13 protein-coding genes are annotated in these 14,750 nt (G+C 68.2%); 5 read left to right on the top strand and 8 right to left on the bottom strand.

Annotated features, from left to right (window positions below; translation table 11 throughout):
• Nucleotides 1-101 precede the first annotated feature (101 nt).
• The gene (locus tag ACIRPT_RS40505; protein WP_403515756.1) at nt 102-1,076 is read right to left on the bottom strand and encodes an Lrp/AsnC family transcriptional regulator; all 975 of its coding nucleotides are present in this window, start codon (nt 1,074-1,076) and stop codon (nt 102-104) included.
• A gap of 124 nt (nt 1,077-1,200) precedes the next feature.
• Between ACIRPT_RS40505 and ACIRPT_RS40510 the strand changes: the two genes are divergently transcribed.
• Nucleotides 1,201-2,076, top strand: a complete 876-nt coding sequence (locus ACIRPT_RS40510) for an NAD(P)H-binding protein (protein ID WP_403836853.1) — start codon at nt 1,201-1,203, stop codon at nt 2,074-2,076.
• 598 nt (nt 2,077-2,674) lie between these two features.
• Here ACIRPT_RS40510 and ACIRPT_RS40515 read toward each other — a convergent pair.
• From ACIRPT_RS40515 to ACIRPT_RS40525, 3 genes are all read right to left on the bottom strand, one after another.
• Nucleotides 2,675-2,911 (bottom strand): Lsr2 family protein, encoded by a 237-nt coding sequence (locus ACIRPT_RS40515; RefSeq protein WP_403836855.1) that lies wholly within the window; start codon nt 2,909-2,911, stop codon nt 2,675-2,677.
• 4 nt (nt 2,912-2,915) lie between these two features.
• Nucleotides 2,916-3,431 carry a transposase family protein gene (locus ACIRPT_RS40520; protein ID WP_403836857.1) on the bottom strand — a complete coding sequence of 172 codons (516 nt, stop codon included), beginning with the start codon at nt 3,429-3,431 and terminating at the stop codon, nt 2,916-2,918.
• Nucleotides 3,432-3,646: 215 nt separating this feature from the next.
• Nucleotides 3,647-4,579, bottom strand: a complete 933-nt coding sequence (locus ACIRPT_RS40525) for an NAD-dependent epimerase/dehydratase family protein (RefSeq protein ID WP_403836859.1) — start codon at nt 4,577-4,579, stop codon at nt 3,647-3,649.
• Between the two features lie 140 nt (nt 4,580-4,719).
• On the opposite strand from ACIRPT_RS40525, the gene ACIRPT_RS40530 reads away from it, so the two are divergent.
• Nucleotides 4,720-5,721 (top strand): GlxA family transcriptional regulator, encoded by a 1,002-nt coding sequence (locus tag ACIRPT_RS40530; RefSeq protein ID WP_403836861.1) that lies wholly within the window; start codon nt 4,720-4,722, stop codon nt 5,719-5,721.
• A 586-nt stretch (nt 5,722-6,307) separates the two neighbouring features.
• On the opposite strand, the gene ACIRPT_RS40535 is transcribed toward ACIRPT_RS40530, so the two are convergent.
• From ACIRPT_RS40535 to ACIRPT_RS40545, 3 genes are all read right to left on the bottom strand, one after another.
• On the bottom strand, nt 6,308-7,225 hold the full coding sequence (locus ACIRPT_RS40535) for an RNA polymerase sigma-70 factor (protein ID WP_403836863.1): 918 nt from the start codon (nt 7,223-7,225) through the stop codon (nt 6,308-6,310).
• Nucleotides 7,222-8,415, bottom strand: coding sequence for an NAD(P)/FAD-dependent oxidoreductase (locus ACIRPT_RS40540; RefSeq protein WP_403836865.1), 1,194 nt, complete (start codon nt 8,413-8,415; stop codon nt 7,222-7,224). Before ACIRPT_RS40540 ends, ACIRPT_RS40535 begins: the two co-directional genes overlap by 4 nt.
• 269 nt (nt 8,416-8,684) lie before the next feature.
• Nucleotides 8,685-9,428 (bottom strand): transposase family protein, encoded by a 744-nt coding sequence (locus ACIRPT_RS40545; protein ID WP_403836867.1) that lies wholly within the window; start codon nt 9,426-9,428, stop codon nt 8,685-8,687.
• 163 nt (nt 9,429-9,591) lie between these two features.
• Between ACIRPT_RS40545 and ACIRPT_RS40550 the strand changes: the two genes are divergently transcribed.
• Nucleotides 9,592-10,524, top strand: a complete 933-nt coding sequence (locus ACIRPT_RS40550; RefSeq protein WP_403516389.1) for a methylenetetrahydrofolate reductase — start codon at nt 9,592-9,594, stop codon at nt 10,522-10,524.
• Between the two features lie 1,227 nt (nt 10,525-11,751).
• Here the strand turns inward: ACIRPT_RS40550 and ACIRPT_RS40555 are convergent.
• Nucleotides 11,752-12,105, bottom strand: coding sequence for a transposase (locus tag ACIRPT_RS40555; protein ID WP_403836877.1), 354 nt, complete (start codon nt 12,103-12,105; stop codon nt 11,752-11,754).
• Nucleotides 12,106-12,400: 295 nt separating this feature from the next.
• Here ACIRPT_RS40555 and ACIRPT_RS40560 point away from each other — a divergent pair, with 295 nt between their 5' ends.
• Together ACIRPT_RS40560 and ACIRPT_RS40565 are read left to right on the top strand one after the other, a co-directional pair.
• Nucleotides 12,401-12,787 carry a hypothetical protein gene (locus ACIRPT_RS40560; RefSeq protein WP_403836869.1) on the top strand — a complete coding sequence of 129 codons (387 nt, stop codon included), beginning with the start codon at nt 12,401-12,403 and terminating at the stop codon, nt 12,785-12,787.
• Complete coding sequence (locus tag ACIRPT_RS40565) at nt 12,780-14,300, top strand: caspase family protein (RefSeq protein WP_403836871.1); 1,521 nt, start codon at nt 12,780-12,782, stop codon at nt 14,298-14,300. The genes ACIRPT_RS40560 and ACIRPT_RS40565 overlap by 8 nt, the downstream gene beginning before the upstream one ends.
• Nucleotides 14,301-14,750 lie beyond the last annotated feature (450 nt).

Below are 14,750 nucleotides of genomic sequence, written 5' to 3' on the forward strand. Positions count from 1 at the left end.
CAGCGTGCATGCGGAGGCGACGCTCAAGGGCCGCGAAGCGCGAGGCGGGCGGCGTGGTCGACGAGGTGTGGGCGCCGCTGTCGTGCGTGGTCGTGTGACGGTCAGCGGAATGTGGGGGCGCAGGCTCCAGCGCGTTTGAGGGTACGGATGACGGGGGCGGTCTCGATGGAGTGGACGGCTTCCAGCGTCGCCACCCGTTCGGTGAGATACCGGCATAGGTCTTCGGCGTCACGACAGTTGACGGCGGCGACGAGGTTGCTGGGACCTGTGGTCATGGCGGCGAAGGAGACCTCGGGGTGGTCAGCCATTGCCCGTGCCACGTCGGCGAGCCTGGACGGCTGCACGGTCATCCACAGCCGGGCTTCGGTGGGGAAACCGAGCGTCGCTGGGGCGATGTCGACGATGAAGGTGAGGACTCCGGCGCGGCGTAGTGTATCCAGTCGGCGCTTGGCGGTGGAATCCGCGCTGCCTGTGGTGGTTCCGAGCTCGGAGTAGCCGGCTCGTCCGTCACGGGCCAGGATGTCCAGCATGGCCCGGTCCTGCTCGTCAAGGGCGACTTCCTCGGCGGTCGACGGCACAGGATCGGGCCGGAGCCAGCGGACTTGTTTCTCGGTGAGCCGGGCGGAGCCGGCCCAGGCGGTGGGCAACGCCGTCGCGCGCAGCAGTAGATGTGCGGAGACCGCGGTGACGCGGCTGGTGCGGGGGAGCTTGTCCAGGAGCAGGGCGTCGCGCTCGGCAGCGGTCGGTGTCTGGACATTGCAGGAGACTTCTGTTCCGCCGGAGAGCAGGTACACGTACGAGGTGTCGGGCCGCGCAGCCAATGCGGCCGCGATGGAGCCAGCCGCATCCGGGGTGCACCGCACTCGGAGCGTCCATGAGCTATAACCGAGCCGCACGCCGTTGACCACGCCGACGACCCGGAGCAGACCGGACGACCGAAGCCGTCGGTAGCGCCGGGCGACGGTGTTCTCCGAGACGTCGAGCACCTCGGCCACGGCGCGGAACGAGACCCGCCCATCGATCTGCAGGGCGTGAACCAGGCCGCGGTCAGTCGCATCCAGTGAGACGGTATCCATCGATTGACGCTATTCCATGACGGATTTCTGCGCCAGTGAGCCGCTGGCTGGTGCCTTTACTCCATGGCGGTGACAGTGACGCAGACACCGGCGCCAACACGGCAACACGGCAAGGAGAGCTTCCATGGCAGCCCAGACCACAATCCTCGTCACCGGGGCAACCGGAAACGTGGGGCGGCAGGTGGTCTCCCAACTCATCGCCGCGCACTCCTGCAAGGTGCGGGCCCTGACCCGCAACCCCGCCACGGCAGGACTTCCGGACGACGTCGACATATGGCAGGGCGACCTGGGCGACCCCGAGGCACTGGAAGCGGCGTTGGAGGGAGTGAATGCTGTGTTCCTGATGTGGCCCTTCCACAATGCCGATCCGGCCGTGACAGTCGTGGACGTCATCAGGCGGCACGCGCGCCGGGTGGTGTTCTTGTCGTCCGGCGCCGTCCAGACCGGACTGGCTCCCGAGCGGCAGCCTCATCCCGTGGGCCGGTCTCATGCGCGCGTCGAACAGCTCATTGAGGAGTCCGAGCTCTGCTGGACGCATCTCCGGCCGAGCACCTTCGCCGCCAACACCTTGTGGTGGGCCGATCAGATCCGCGCCGGAGACGTGGTGCAGGGCGCCTACGGGGCTGTGCCCATGGCCCTCCTCCATGAAGCGGACATCGCTGCCGTGGGAGTGCACGCCCTTACCGAAGACGGGTACGACCACACCACCCAAGTCCTGACCGGCCCCGAAGTCCTCACCCAGGCCGAGCAGGTGCGAACCATCGGCCAAGTGCTGGGCCGCCCACTCCAGTGGCAGGAGCTGTCCCGTGAGGCAGCACGTCGTCGGCTCCTGGCCGACGACACCTTTCCCGATTCGTTCGTGGATCCCCTCCTCGACGGCTACGCCGACATGCTCGCCGCTCCTCGCCCGACCACTACCCACACGGTCGAAGCGGTCACCGGTACACCGGCACGTACCTACCGTGCATGGGTGTCCGACCACGCCGCTTACTTCCGCTGACCTCTCCGGCGTAATCGGCACGGCCCACCACGTCGGGCTCGCCGTGAAGGGACAGCGTTCAAACTAGCTGCCCGTTCCGGTCGCTGGCCGATCTTGATGCCCGTCGGCCAGCGGCTGGCCAGTAGGCCGAAGAGGAGGGTGCCGGTCCATTCGCCAGTGTTGATGTTCAAGGTGAACTCGGGACGACGGCCTTTGAGATCGAAGCCGGCACGTTCCAGCGGGCGTGCCGAAGGGGCGTGGCGGGCGTCGCATTCGGCGGAGACCCGGTGCAGTGTCGGCGTACACCCCAATGTGCTCAGGCAAGTACACGGGTTCGTACCCAGCCGCGGCGGGCAACACGCATGCCACGCATGTGCGTTGAAGCTCCTTCCGCTCCAGGACCAATACGGCCCGCGCTGCGGCCGATCCGTCCTCATGCCCGGCCACGCGGGACTTTGATTTCTGCTTCACTCCGTCCACGCCGATCAGGAATTCTCTTCCTCCGGCTATCGTGTAGGAAGAGATGTCGGCGTAGCGCATGGGCATGCCCATGCAGCCTGCCCTGCGTCGATGAAGCAGGACGCAGAAAACGAGTTCCCACCCTCGGTGTCTGAGGGGGTCAGTGGACCTTCGCGTAAGCCTCGCGCACCTCGGCTGGTACCCGCCCACGACCGGAAACGGTGTAGCCGGCCTCCTTGGCCCATGCGCGGATAGCGGCGCTATCGTCACGGTTGGAAGCGCTTACCTGGCGGGGCTTACGGGCCCTGCCAACCTTCCGACTCGCCTTGATGAACGGCCCGAAAGCCTCAAGCATCTGCTCGTAACTGTCGGGGCCCAGGTCAATCTCATACAACACCCCATCACCGCTTACCGTGCACGAGCTCGTTAGCCTCAGCAGGCCCCATCTCGGTGCCGTCGACGATCCCAGTCTTCCCGGTCACGCCCAGGTGGTCGATGACGTCGGCCAAGGTCCGCAGCCGCACGTCGGGGCTGACGGTGCAGCCTCGCCCGGCGAGCAGCGGCCGCACCTCGCCGATGGCACGGGTGATGGTGGAGCGGTCCACCCCGAACCAGCAGGCCGGCACATCGTGAGTGACACCGTGGCGAACGTGCACAAGCGTGGCCAGCAGTCGATCGACGAAGACCAGCCGGTGCTTCGCACCGGCGCCCACAGCCCGCTTCTGAGTCCGGGACACAAGCCTGGCCTGGTGCCATTCGTGCCACAACGAGCCCACTTCTGCGACGAGTTCAGCGATCACATCGGCCGCCAGACCCGTGATCCTCCGGTCGCCGATAATCCCTGCACGAGTCGCATTCCCCACCACCCAGCCATGATCAACGATCAGAAGCTCGACGTCCCACCGCTTACCGTGCACGAGCTCGTTAGTGATCGTTTACGGATTTGTCAGATGAACGCGAGGACGGGCGCCGGGTTTGGCGTCCTGTCCTCCGCCATCCGACGGCGCTCGTAGTGCAGGCGCCGCTTCGGTTGGGCGGCAGCTGAGCCTACGGATGGTATCCGGGGGTGCGCCTTGGCCGACGGTCCTTCGAGGCCCTGAAGGCGTCTGCGTCGGCCCATCCGGTGGACTGGTCAGGGCGTTTCCTGGCTGGTGAGGCCGTGTGCTGTGGCGAGTAGGACGGAGTCGAGGTCCGACGGGGTGATGTCGAGTGTCCGTTCGGATTCGGTGGAGTCGAGGAGATGGGGGTGCTCGGTGGCGTAGAGCATTTCGATGAGTTCGCCGAAGAGGGGGGTGGTGGCGGCCAGTGTGGTGAGGGCATCGCGGTCCAGGCGCTCGAGGCGGGGCTCGGGTGACCCCGTCAGCTTTGCGAATCGTTCGGTCAGTTCCTGCACGGAAGTGTTGGCGGTGGCGGGTGCATGCCAGGCTCGGCCCCAGGAGCGGTCGTTGGTGGCGGCGGCCAGCAGGGCTTTAGCCACGTCTCCGACGGCGGAGAAGCACTGCGTCACATCGAGGCGGCCGGGGTAGGTGGCGAGTTCGCCTGCGAGGATCTGGGGCGCGATGCCCAGGGTGAAGGTGCCCACGGCGCCCGTGCCGAGGAACGAGGCGGCGCGTACTTCGGTGACCCTTGCGCGGCCCGCTTCGTGGGAGGCGAGGGCGTCGAGCCACATCTGGGCACGTACTCGCCCCTTGGCCGATACGGGGGCCATCGGCAGGTTCTCGGTGATGGGGCCGTCCACATGGCCGTATCCGTAGAGGTTGCCGAGCATCACGTATCCGGCGCCGGTGCGCTCGGCTGCCTGCAGCAGCGAGGCGGCCAGCGGCGGCGCGTCGGTGACCCACCGGTCGTAGGCGGGCATGGCGCAGTTGATCAGAACCTCGGCTCCGGTGACGAGTTGGGTGAGGCGGTCTGCGTCGCTTGCGTCAGCGGCGATGCGTTCAACCAGCGGGTGTCGGACTCCGGCTCCGCTGCGGGTGATCTGGCGGACCGGGATGCCCCGGTCGGCGAGAAGGGCTGCGGTGGCACGTCCGGTGGCGGCGGATCCTACGACAACGTAACGGGACATGAGGTTCTCCGGCAGTGAGGGAAGGGAATGACGGGCCGCCCGCGGGAGTTGACGCCGCCGGTGGCCGTGCAGCACCAGCCTCCGCCGGCCGCGGCGGCGCGGCCACCCCCGAAAGTGACGATCAACCGGAGGATCTGGCCATGCACCGCATCGCCGTCCTGGCCGTACCGCCGGCCACCACCTTCGACCTTGCCATTCCCGAACTCGTCTTCGGCGCGGCGCAGGTGAAGGGCGTAGCGGCCTACGAGGTGCGCATCGGCACGCCGGAGCCCGGCCTGGTGGAGGCATACGGTGCCCTGCAGGTCGCGGTACCCCATGGGCTGGAGGTGGTGGATGGCGCCGATACGGTGATCGTCACCGGTACCGGTGCCCGGCAGGATGCCGATCCGCGTGTGCTCGCTGCGCTGCGTCGTGCCGCGGCGGCCGGCAGCCGTATCGTCTCGATCTGCACCGGCGCGTTCGTGCTGGCTCAGGCCGGGCTGTTGGACGGCCGCCGGGCCACCACCTACTGGCCGTTCTCGGCGGAACTCGCCGAGCGTTTCCCCGAGGTGGATGTCGTGGGGGATGTCCTCTTCGTCGATGAGGGGCCCGTGCTCACCTCGGCCGGGCTGACCGCGGGCATGGACCTGTGCCTCCACCTGGTGCGCGCCGATCACGGCGCGGCCGTGGCCAACGCGGTGGCCCGGCTCGCGCTGGTCTCCCCGTCACGCTTCGGCGGCCAGGCCCAGGTGGTGGCCGCGCCGGTCTCCGCTGCCGACGCGTTTTCGATGGCCAGGACCCGGGCGTGGGCATTGGAACGGCTTGCGGAGCCGCTTTCCCTGGGTGATCTGGCCGCCCATGCGCATACCAGTGTGCGGACGCTGACCCGGCGCTTCCAGGCCGAGACGGGGCGCACCCCGCTGCAGTGGCTGCTGGAGGAACGCGTACATCGTGCCCGTGAGCTCTTGGAGTGCACCGACCTGGCGGTTGAGCGCGTGGCCGAGCTCAGCGGCCTCGGCAGCGCCGATTCGCTTCGGCTCCATCTGGTGCGCCGGGTCGGGCTCACTCCCACTGCCTACCGTCGGCGGTTTGGGTGTGGTGGGGAAGCGCTGAAGGGTGGTGAGGGGCTCCAGGCCGATGGTGCTGTCGCCGGGCGTGGGTGAAGGCTGCGGCCCTGGGCCGGCCTTGATACGGAGCCGGCAGTGTTCGGTACGTACAGGCGGTCAGGCGGCACTCATTGGTAGGGGGTGGTCGGCGTCGGTCCCTGTGCGGAGTTGCTATGGCTGTGACCAACCACAGCCTGCCGCCTGAGCATGCCCGCCAACCGCCCGGGCAGCCACGCAGCCCGCCGGAATCGGGCCGGATCGCGGTCGGGGGCTTTCACCTCGCGGGCCGGTGTGGGCCCGGCGCGTGTCCCAGAGGGACCCGTCGGTGTGTGGGAGATCGCACACTGCTCGCGATCACGGTCGCCACCTTCAACAGGAAGGAGCGCGGGTGATTTCAAGCGCCGAATCGGATCCGCCCGACGGACGGCTCCGCGTGCGCGTACGCCACCCGGTGCCGCTCGGCGGCGGTCAGGACTAGCGGGCGCGCGGCAGCAACAGGCAAGGCAGGCAAACCGATCAGCAGAAATGGATCACGACGGCCATAGCCTGCCGCATCCGCTTCCACCTGGGCCCGGGCCGTGCTGGGGCAACGGGCCCGGGCGCTTACGAGGATTCCGGCGGGCGTCGACAACGATCGGGCGGCTCAGGAGAGTTCGTGCCGGGCGCCGTCGGCGACGGCGTGGAGCTTGTCGGGGTTGGCCACGTTGTGGATGGTCGAGATGCGGCCTTCCGCGTCGAAGTCGAAGGTCAGCGTCGCGATCACACGGTCGGGGCCGCGGAAGACCACGCCCGGGCCGCCGTTGATCCAGGTGAGCTCTGCCCGCATCTGCCCGGGCTCGATGCCCTGGTAGGTCACTGTGCCGAGCCCGGCGAACCAACGGGCCACGGTCTCCAGGCCGACGACCGGCTTGAGGGCCTGGCGGACCTTGCCACCGCCGTCTGTCCACAGCGTCACGTCCGGGGAGAGCAGCTCCATGAGGGTGTTGATGTCGCCGCCCGTCGTCGCCGCGAAGAAGCGCTCGGTGACGTCGCGTTGGCGGGCGCGGTCCGCGGTGAAACGGGGTCGGCGGGCCTGGACGTGCTTGCGGGCGCGGTGCGCGGCCTGCCGGACCGCCGTCTCCGAGCGTTCCACCGCCTGGGCGATCTCCGCGTAGCTGAAGGCGAAGACCTCCTTCAGTACGAAGACCGCGCGCTCCAGGGGGCTCAGCGTCTCCAGGACGACCAGCAGGGCCATGGAGACCGAGTCCGCCGTGGCGACGCCGTCGGCGGTGTCCGGGCCGGTGAGGATCGGCTCGGGGAGCCATGGCCCGACGTAGGTCTCGCGCTGGTGGCGGGTCGAACGGAGCCGCTCCATCGCCAGGTTGGAGACGATCCGGGTCAGATAGGCCTTGGGTTCGGCGACCTGCGAACGGTCGGCCGCCGACCACTTGAGCCAGGCGTCCTGTACCGCATCCTCGGCGTCAGCGGCGGTGCCGAGGATGCGGTAGGCGACGGAGAAGAGCAGGGTGCGGTATTGCTGGAAGGCGAGCTGGTCGGGGCCGGCCTGCTGCGGCTGGGTCACTTGGTGCTCCGAATCCGGGTGTAGCGGCCGCCGTGCGGCCAGATCGCGCCCGAGGCGGGCATCTTCTTCATGCGGGCGAAGGTCGGCCAGGGCGCGGCGGTGACCGTCTCCTTGTACTTCGCGGCCCGCTTGCCGGTCAGCACGATCCGGCGCGGGCTGTCGTCGGGGTGGGTGAACTGTACGACGGCGTCGTTCCGGCCCAGGCTGACGGGTGTGTGGTAATAGCCGAAGCGGAAGGGCTTGGGCTGCTTGCCGGCCAGCACCCGCAGGATCGAGAGGGCCGCGTGCACGCCGGTGGGCATGCCGCCCTGGCAGGTCCCGTGCATCACGCCGTAGCCCTGACGGATCGCCGCCGCGTCGCCCACGGCGTAGACGTCCGGGTGGGAGACCGAGCGCAGCGCGCTGTCGGTGACCACTCGGCCGCGCTCGTCGACGGTCAGGCCCGCGGCGCCGGCCAGCAGCGAGACGCGGGTGCCGCTGGTCCACAGCACCGCGGCCGCCGGGATGCTGGAGCCGTCCGCGAGCTCGACGCTGTCCGGCAGCACCTTGGCCACCTCGACGCCGCTGCGCACCCGCACGCCGAGCCGGGCGAGCGCTGTTTCCAGGTAGGCCTGGGCCTTCGGGTGCATGCTCGCGCCCGGCTCCTGCCGGCCCAGCAGCACCACCTGGAGCTCCGGGTACCGTTCGGCGATCTCCGCGGCGGCCTCAATGCCGGTGAGGCCGCTGCCGCCTACCACGACGGTTCCGCCGTCGAGCCGGGTCAGCCGGTCGGCGAGGAGGGCGGCGTCCTCCGGGCTGTTGAGGGTGTAGGCGTGGTCGTCCACTCCGGGGACGGCGACGGTGTTCGCGATGCTGCCCAGGCCGTAGACCAGGGTGTCGTAGCGCAGGACCCGGTCGTCGTCGATCCGGACGGTCTTCGCCTCGGCGTCCACGGCAGTGACCCAGCCGCGGACGAAGCCGGCGCCGGTGCCGTCCAGCAGCTCCGGGATGTTCAGCTCGGTCGTCTCCTGGCCGGTGGCAGTCATGTGCAGTCGAAGCCGCTCGGTAAAGGTGTCGTAGGGGTTGACCAGCGTCACTCGCAGGTTCCCGCGCTTCCGGGTGCGGGCCGCGAGCTGGATCGCGGCCGAGAGCCCGGCGTAGCCGGCGCCCAGGACCAGGACCTCGTGCTGCTGCGCTGCTGTCGCGTTCATCGCTCTGCTGCCTCTTTCGTGTTGGACGTTCCCGCCGTGCGGACCACCACCAGACGTAAGCTGCGCTTCTGTTCGTGACATGGGTTCGATGTGACCCGCTTCACATCGCGAAGAGGGGGCGGGCGCGCGGCATCAGCATCCCGAGCACCGCGAAGCGCAGCATTCAATCGTGATCGACTGGCTCCGAACGGGAACTGACGGAACAACAGGACCCCCGAAGGACTTCCGGAGCCGACCACTAAGCTTTCCAACTGGCCACTGAGCGTTTCTCATCCTGAGCGCCAGGCGATCTCGATGGCGTGAACGGCGGCGACCGTGCGGCCGATTCGGTTGGTGCTGCAGCGTGCTTTACGGAGGGTTCGCCATTGCTTGAGGCGGGCGAAGGCGCGTTCTCCCGGGGCCCGCAGCCGTGCGTGGTCGCGGTTGAACTGGGCGTACTTCTCGGGCAGGTCGCGGCCGTAGTACGGGGTGCGGATAGTGGCACCAGCTCCGCGGTAGGCGCGGTCGGCGAAGACGAGGAGCTGACGGGACAGGCATGCCTGGACCACACCGTGCGCGCGGGCCGCGGTCAGGTCGTGCGTGCGGCCGGGCAGTGCCCGCGAGAACCACAGCGGCCTGCCGTCCGGGGCAGCCACGACCTGCACGTTCATCCCGTGACGGCGGTGCTTCATCGAGTAGTACGGCCCATCCGCCGCGATGCGGTCCGTGGCGATCAGGGTGCCGTCGAGGATGACGAACCCCTCTGGTGGCAGCTCGCACAGAGCCTCGTGCAGGCTCGGAGCGCGCTCGGCGAGGATCTCGACAGTCTCAGTCACGTACCGGCCGGCGGTGGCGGTGGAGACGCCGAACCCCGCGGCGACCTGGGCCAGGGTCTCGTTCTTGCGCAGGTGCACCAGGACAAGCAGGGCCTGCCTGAAGCAGCCCAGCTTGCGCCAGCGGGAGCTCACCTCACACCTTCGGGCGTAGATGAGCCAGGAAATGTGCTCAACGACCTCGTGAGGGACGTCGAGCATGGCACGATACGGGACCAACAGGGCTCCTGTGTCCAGACGTTGGCGAGTGAGATCACCAGCGCAACGGCCAGGAGCCCTGCCGCGTTACGGACACCGACCGCCAGTCGCCGCCACCCGCGAACCACAAGATCAGAAGCGTTCAGTGGGATGAAATAATGCACGAATGGCTTCCCTCGAGACCGTGACAGCCGCCGAGCTCATGGACCGCACCCGTGACGGCGTCCTGCTCTTCGGCCTGACCCCGCCACGGCAGACCACCACCCCCGAGCAGGCCGACGCCGTCGCCGCCGCGGCCCTGACCCGGCTCCGGTCGGTGCAGGTCGACGGGCTCATCCTCTACGACGTGGACGCCGAGGCCGACCGGACCGAGGCCCCGCGCCCGTTCCCATTCATGCCGATGATGGACCCGGCCCACTTCCTCGACGGCCACCTCGCCGACTGGGCCGGCCCGGTGATCGTCTACCGCGCCGTGGGCAAGTACACCGGCGACCAGCTGGACCGCTGGTGGTCGCAAGCCGACCGCGACCGGGTGCTGACCGTCTTGGTCGGCGCGGCCTCCCGGCACCAGGTGGTCCGGACGAGCCTTCCCGAGGCCTATCGCCGGCATGCCGGGTTCTCCCTCCCGCCGCGGATGGGCGGCGTGGTCATCGCCGAACGGCACGCCGCCTCGGGGACGGAGCACGCACGCATGCTGCGTAAGCAGGACGCCGGCTGCGAGTTCTTCGTCTCCCAGGTCTGCTACGACCTGGACCACACCCGCAACATGCTCTCCGACTACACCCACGGCTGCCGCGACCAGGGCCTGGACCCGAAGCCGGTGGTGCTGACCCTGGCCCCGTGCGGGTCGGTGAAGACCCTGGAGTTCATGACCTGGCTCGGCATCGAGGTCCCGCGATGGCTCCAGGCCGAGATCACCCGCGGCGACCCCCTCGCCGCGTCGTACGAGCAGTGCCTCCTCAACGCCCGGGCCCTGATCGCGTACTGCCGCCGCCTCGGCCTGCCTTTCGGGATCAACGTCGAGAGCCTCACCAACCGCAAACTGGAGATCGACGCCTCCATCGGCCTCGTCCGGGAGATCCGCGACCTGCTGGGCTGAATCATCGTCAGGTCGGCAAGCGGTCGCCGCCGTTCACGCCATCGAGATCGCCTGGCGCTCAGGATGAGAAACGCTCACTGAGCGCCTATGCCTGCTGCCGACATGAACAATTAAGGCTGGTAGGAGCAGGTTGCCTGGCTGGTGGGCTCCGCTCGTCGAAGTGCACAGTCCCAGCAGTACAGGTCGTCCCTGTATGCACTTTGTGAGGATAGGAAGGCGGCAGCAGTGGGGGTCTTTTGTGGCGGATCGCTGGTGCAGTACTGAGCACGTGGGGTGTGCTGATAGTGCTCCTGCTCGCACCGTCATCCCTGCCGGAGCAGTGGCGCTATTACATTTATTCGCCAGTAAGCGTCGGCTTGTGGATGTTGTCCATGCTCGTTGCTCCTTTCTTGGTCTGCGCCATCAGGTGGGAGTGGATCAAGGAGGGAAACGAGCGCTCCTGAGCATGGCTCGCTCCGTCGGGCCGCTGGTTTCAGCTGGTAGCGGCGGCATCGGCATCCCGGCCTTCTGCGGGGCGTGCATTGCGACGTGTGACGCGGCAGGTCATGAGGTGATGGCGGCCCAGATGATGAGGGCTTCGGAGACTGAACGAGTCGCTCGTAGCCGCGGGCATGCTATGCCAGCAGGCATCCATGATCCACCCAGGCGCACGCGGGGCAGCGGCGTCGTGTGCAACTTGGGTGTTCAACAATGGCGCGCGGCGGGGCCGCCCAGGATCCTCCCCCGAGTCACCCCGGACGGCCCACCCAAGCATAGGCCAGAGTGACATGCCCCGTTCAACAACTCCCCGGCGTCAGAGGCTGCGCCAGACACTCACACTGCAAGAGCCCGCGCCCTAACCGTGCGAGCCGGTGTCGGGGATTGCGGTGACGGAGGTACCGGTTCAGGCTCACTCTCCCGCATGTCCCTCCAAACAGTTCCCCTGGGCGACATAGGGCCGGGGCCGCGGAATGCGGGAGTAGTCTTGGGGATGTAGTGGGAGATGCCTTCCGGATGAGGTGAGCAGCGGGAGGCGTATCGCAGAGCTGCCCTGGCCGCCGGGGCAGCTCTTTTGTGTCTCCCGAGATGCACCGGAAACCAGTTGTCCGGCCGCGCCCCGAATGCGATGGGCGCTCTCCCCCTGATTTCCGCCGGGTCGGCCAGGTGAAGCCAGAGCGGTGGGAAGCCACCCCAGCCCGTGCCCACCCTCCCAACGGAGTCACTCCTGTGCGGTGCGGGTTGGCTCCGTCATCGTGTGGTCCGCAGGCCGACGGCGTAGCGTTGCCGTTGTAGGTCAAGCCAGGCGCGGTCTGCATCAAGACCCGCCAGCGCAATGTGGCTGCCCCCAGCTGTGCGGGGTGGCCCTATTGCTCCCCGGCGGCGTTGACCAGTCGCTTCGGCTCTCCACGTCGGCGTCGGCCAGGACGGCCGCGGGATCTTGCCCCACGCATGGTCGGCTGACCAGCGTCCGTGCCTCTCGCACACGGTCTTCCACTTGCCGAAGCGCTCAGGTAGATCCCGCCACGGCCCCCCTGCGCCGCCAGTACACGATCCCGTTGATGGTCCTGCGCCGACTCGCCCAACGACCGCCCCTCTTACCAGACTTCGGCAGACTCGGTCACGCTGATCAGGCCGTCAGTTCCATGTTGCAGGTTTCACGACTGCACGACCACAGCCGGCTCGCGGCTGCCCTCGGGCACGAGCACGAAGGCGGCCCCCAGCACAGCGCCGATCAACACGCCGATGCCATGGTTGTGTCGGGGCCGGCCGGCGCTGCTGGATCGCCTCCACCGCGATCGGCTCGCCCTGGATCCCGAGTACGGCATCGAAACAGGCACCCGCCGCTGCCTTTTGTGCCACCCTGGTCCAGCAACGGCAAGTTCCTGTGGGGGAGATCATGGGTGAGTCGCTCCTGAAAGTACGCCTGGCTTTCGACGGCCAGGACAGCGCCGATGTCGCGGAACGTGACATGGAGTTTCTCCTTGAGGAAATCCGGGGAGTTGCGATCGAGCGCCTCGTACACCCCTCCGCGGCTGCCCCCTCTGGCACGCGAGCGGACGAAAGTCTTACGTATACCTCCGTCGTGCTCGGCCTCGCCAGCGCACCCGCGCTCAGGGCGCTCATCCTCCTGGCCCAGGATTGGCTGGCACGCCGTAACTCTGGAACGATTGACATCAAGCTTGGGGAAGACGAACTGCACCTGACTTCCGTTTCCCGCGCTGATCAGCGGAAAGCCATCGAAGCGTTCATCGACAGGACAACGGACCCCTCCGTCGATGCGTAGAAGCGCTCTCATACTCGTCAACGAGAGACACGCCGACAAGCGCTTCACCGATCTTCCTGGGGCCTCTGCCGATGCCCAGCACCTCAGCTCGGTTCTTCGCGATCCCGAGATCGGCCAGTTCGAGGTCACGGTGGAGTCGAACAAAACGGCCCGCGCCTGGCGGAAGGCGATCCAGCGGTTTTTCAGCGATGCCGAGCGCGACGACGAGCTCCTGCTTCATCTCTCGTGCCATGGGCGTAAGGACATGCGTAACCGCCTCCATTTTGTCGCTAAGGACACCGAGTCCAATATGCTTGAGGCGACATCCGTCAGCGCTGAATTCCTTGCCGACCGGCTGGAGGAAAGCCGAAGTCGGCGCATCATCCTCCTCCTCGATTGCTGCTACAGCGGCGCGTTCTCTAAGGGCATGCGCAGCCGGGGCGAGCCCGATGCCGACGTGAGCGAGACGTTCCAGGGCAACGGCCGAATCGTGATCACCTCCTCCACGTCCCTGCAGTACAGCTACGAATCCGAGGTCCTCAGCCGACGGAAGGGACAGCCGTCCATATTCACCTCGGCCGTCGTCGACGGGCTGCGCAGTGGAGACGCCGACCTCGACCAGGATGGCTTCGTCAGCGTCGAAGAGCTATACGAGTTCGTCTCCCGCAAGGTGACGGAACAGATCCCCGAGCAGACGCCCACCCTGAGCGCGTTCTCTGTCGAGGGACAGATCTTCCTCGCTCGCAACCCCAAGGCCGTTTCCAGTCAGTCGGACCAACTGGCCGGTCCTGACCCACGACGAGCGGTCCAGGTCACCGGGGCGGGGCGGCGCGGGTCCGGTTACCAGGTGACCGGGGACGTGGTACTCACGGCCGCACATGTGGTCAGCGAAGCGACGTCAGTCCAGGTGCGTTTCCTGACCGAGGAAGGCAGCACGCGGGAGCTTCCCGGCGATCTGGTCTGGGAGAACTCCGACTCGGATATCGCGCTGCTCAAGATCGCGGACGACCCGGGCATGGGCGGGCCTCCTCTCGCTGAGGTCTCACCGGTGCGGTTCGGCCGCATCACACAGCCGGTGGAATGTGAAGCGCTGGGATTCCCACGGTTCACCTACCCGGCATTGCCGGACGCCGGTGCTGCCACGGCGTACCGGGACGCCCACCACGCCCTCGGCCGCTGCACCCCGCTGTCGCACATGCGCACAGGCAGCCTGGAGATCAGCGTGGGCTACCCTCCGCTGTACGATCCGGGGTCGGGCCGCTCCCCTTGGGAGGGAATGTCAGGGGCCGCAGTGTGGAGCGGCGGGTGCGTGATCGCGGTCATCAGTGAGCATCACCGCGCCGATGGGCTTGGCCAGCTCGTGGCCAGCCGGCTAGACCGCTGGTACGGCCGCCTGACGCCAGCCCAGATTAGCGAATTGAGCGAGCTGATCGGCTTGCCGGCCAACGCCGACCAGCTCGAACAGTTGCCGCTGCCTGAGGGCGCGCCGCAGAGAAGGCGCGTTCGGCGCTGGCGTACGGTTTTTGGCGCATGAACCTGGCCACCCAGGTAGGTGGACGTCGTAGGCGGGTGGGCCAGGCTCCGCCGCAGTCGTAAAGAAGGCCCCCGCCGAGGCTGCCGTTTGGGGGTCGGCCGCCCGACGTCCGCTCCGGGCGGCCGACCGGCAGGCCCGTCGCATGGGGAGGAGACGTGACGCCCCTGGGCCTGCTGCCGCCGCGGCGTCCATCCCGGGGGCGCTGTTGGTAGGGCGGGCTCCCGTCGGGGGTGCGGCGCCCGCCCTGCCCCCTTGGCGGATGACCTACGCTGTGGGGCCGGCCCGCGCGGCCCGATTTTTGCCTTGGGTCGGATCCGCGCGGGAGTACAGGGACCGGGGCGGCGGGAACGCGGGCCCCGGGCCGACCCGCTCACGGGAGTGGCAGGAGTAGAGACCGGCGGAGGTCAGGGGCCGGGCGGCATGGTGCCGACCCGCTCTGAGGGCAGGCCG

Source organism: Streptomyces sp. NPDC101227 (genome assembly GCF_044767545.1).
Taxonomy (GTDB): Bacteria; Actinomycetota; Actinomycetes; order Streptomycetales; family Streptomycetaceae; genus Streptomyces.

Excerpts from the sequence above, each read along its gene's own strand:
- ACIRPT_RS40505 (WP_403515756.1), bottom strand. The coding sequence starts at position 1,076 with ATGGATACCGTCTCACTGGATGCGACTGACCGCGGCCTGGTTCACGCC.
- ACIRPT_RS40510 (WP_403836853.1), top strand. The coding sequence starts at position 1,201 with ATGGCAGCCCAGACCACAATCCTCGTCACCGGGGCAACCGGAAACGTG.
- ACIRPT_RS40525 (WP_403836859.1), bottom strand. The coding sequence starts at position 4,579 with ATGTCCCGTTACGTTGTCGTAGGATCCGCCGCCACCGGACGTGCCACC.
- ACIRPT_RS40530 (WP_403836861.1), top strand. The coding sequence starts at position 4,720 with ATGCACCGCATCGCCGTCCTGGCCGTACCGCCGGCCACCACCTTCGAC.
- ACIRPT_RS40540 (WP_403836865.1), bottom strand. The coding sequence starts at position 8,415 with ATGAACGCGACAGCAGCGCAGCAGCACGAGGTCCTGGTCCTGGGCGCC.
- ACIRPT_RS40545 (WP_403836867.1), bottom strand. The coding sequence starts at position 9,428 with ATGCTCGACGTCCCTCACGAGGTCGTTGAGCACATTTCCTGGCTCATC.
- ACIRPT_RS40550 (WP_403516389.1), top strand. The coding sequence starts at position 9,592 with ATGGCTTCCCTCGAGACCGTGACAGCCGCCGAGCTCATGGACCGCACC.
- ACIRPT_RS40560 (WP_403836869.1), top strand. The coding sequence starts at position 12,401 with ATGGGTGAGTCGCTCCTGAAAGTACGCCTGGCTTTCGACGGCCAGGAC.
- ACIRPT_RS40565 (WP_403836871.1), top strand. The coding sequence starts at position 12,780 with ATGCGTAGAAGCGCTCTCATACTCGTCAACGAGAGACACGCCGACAAG.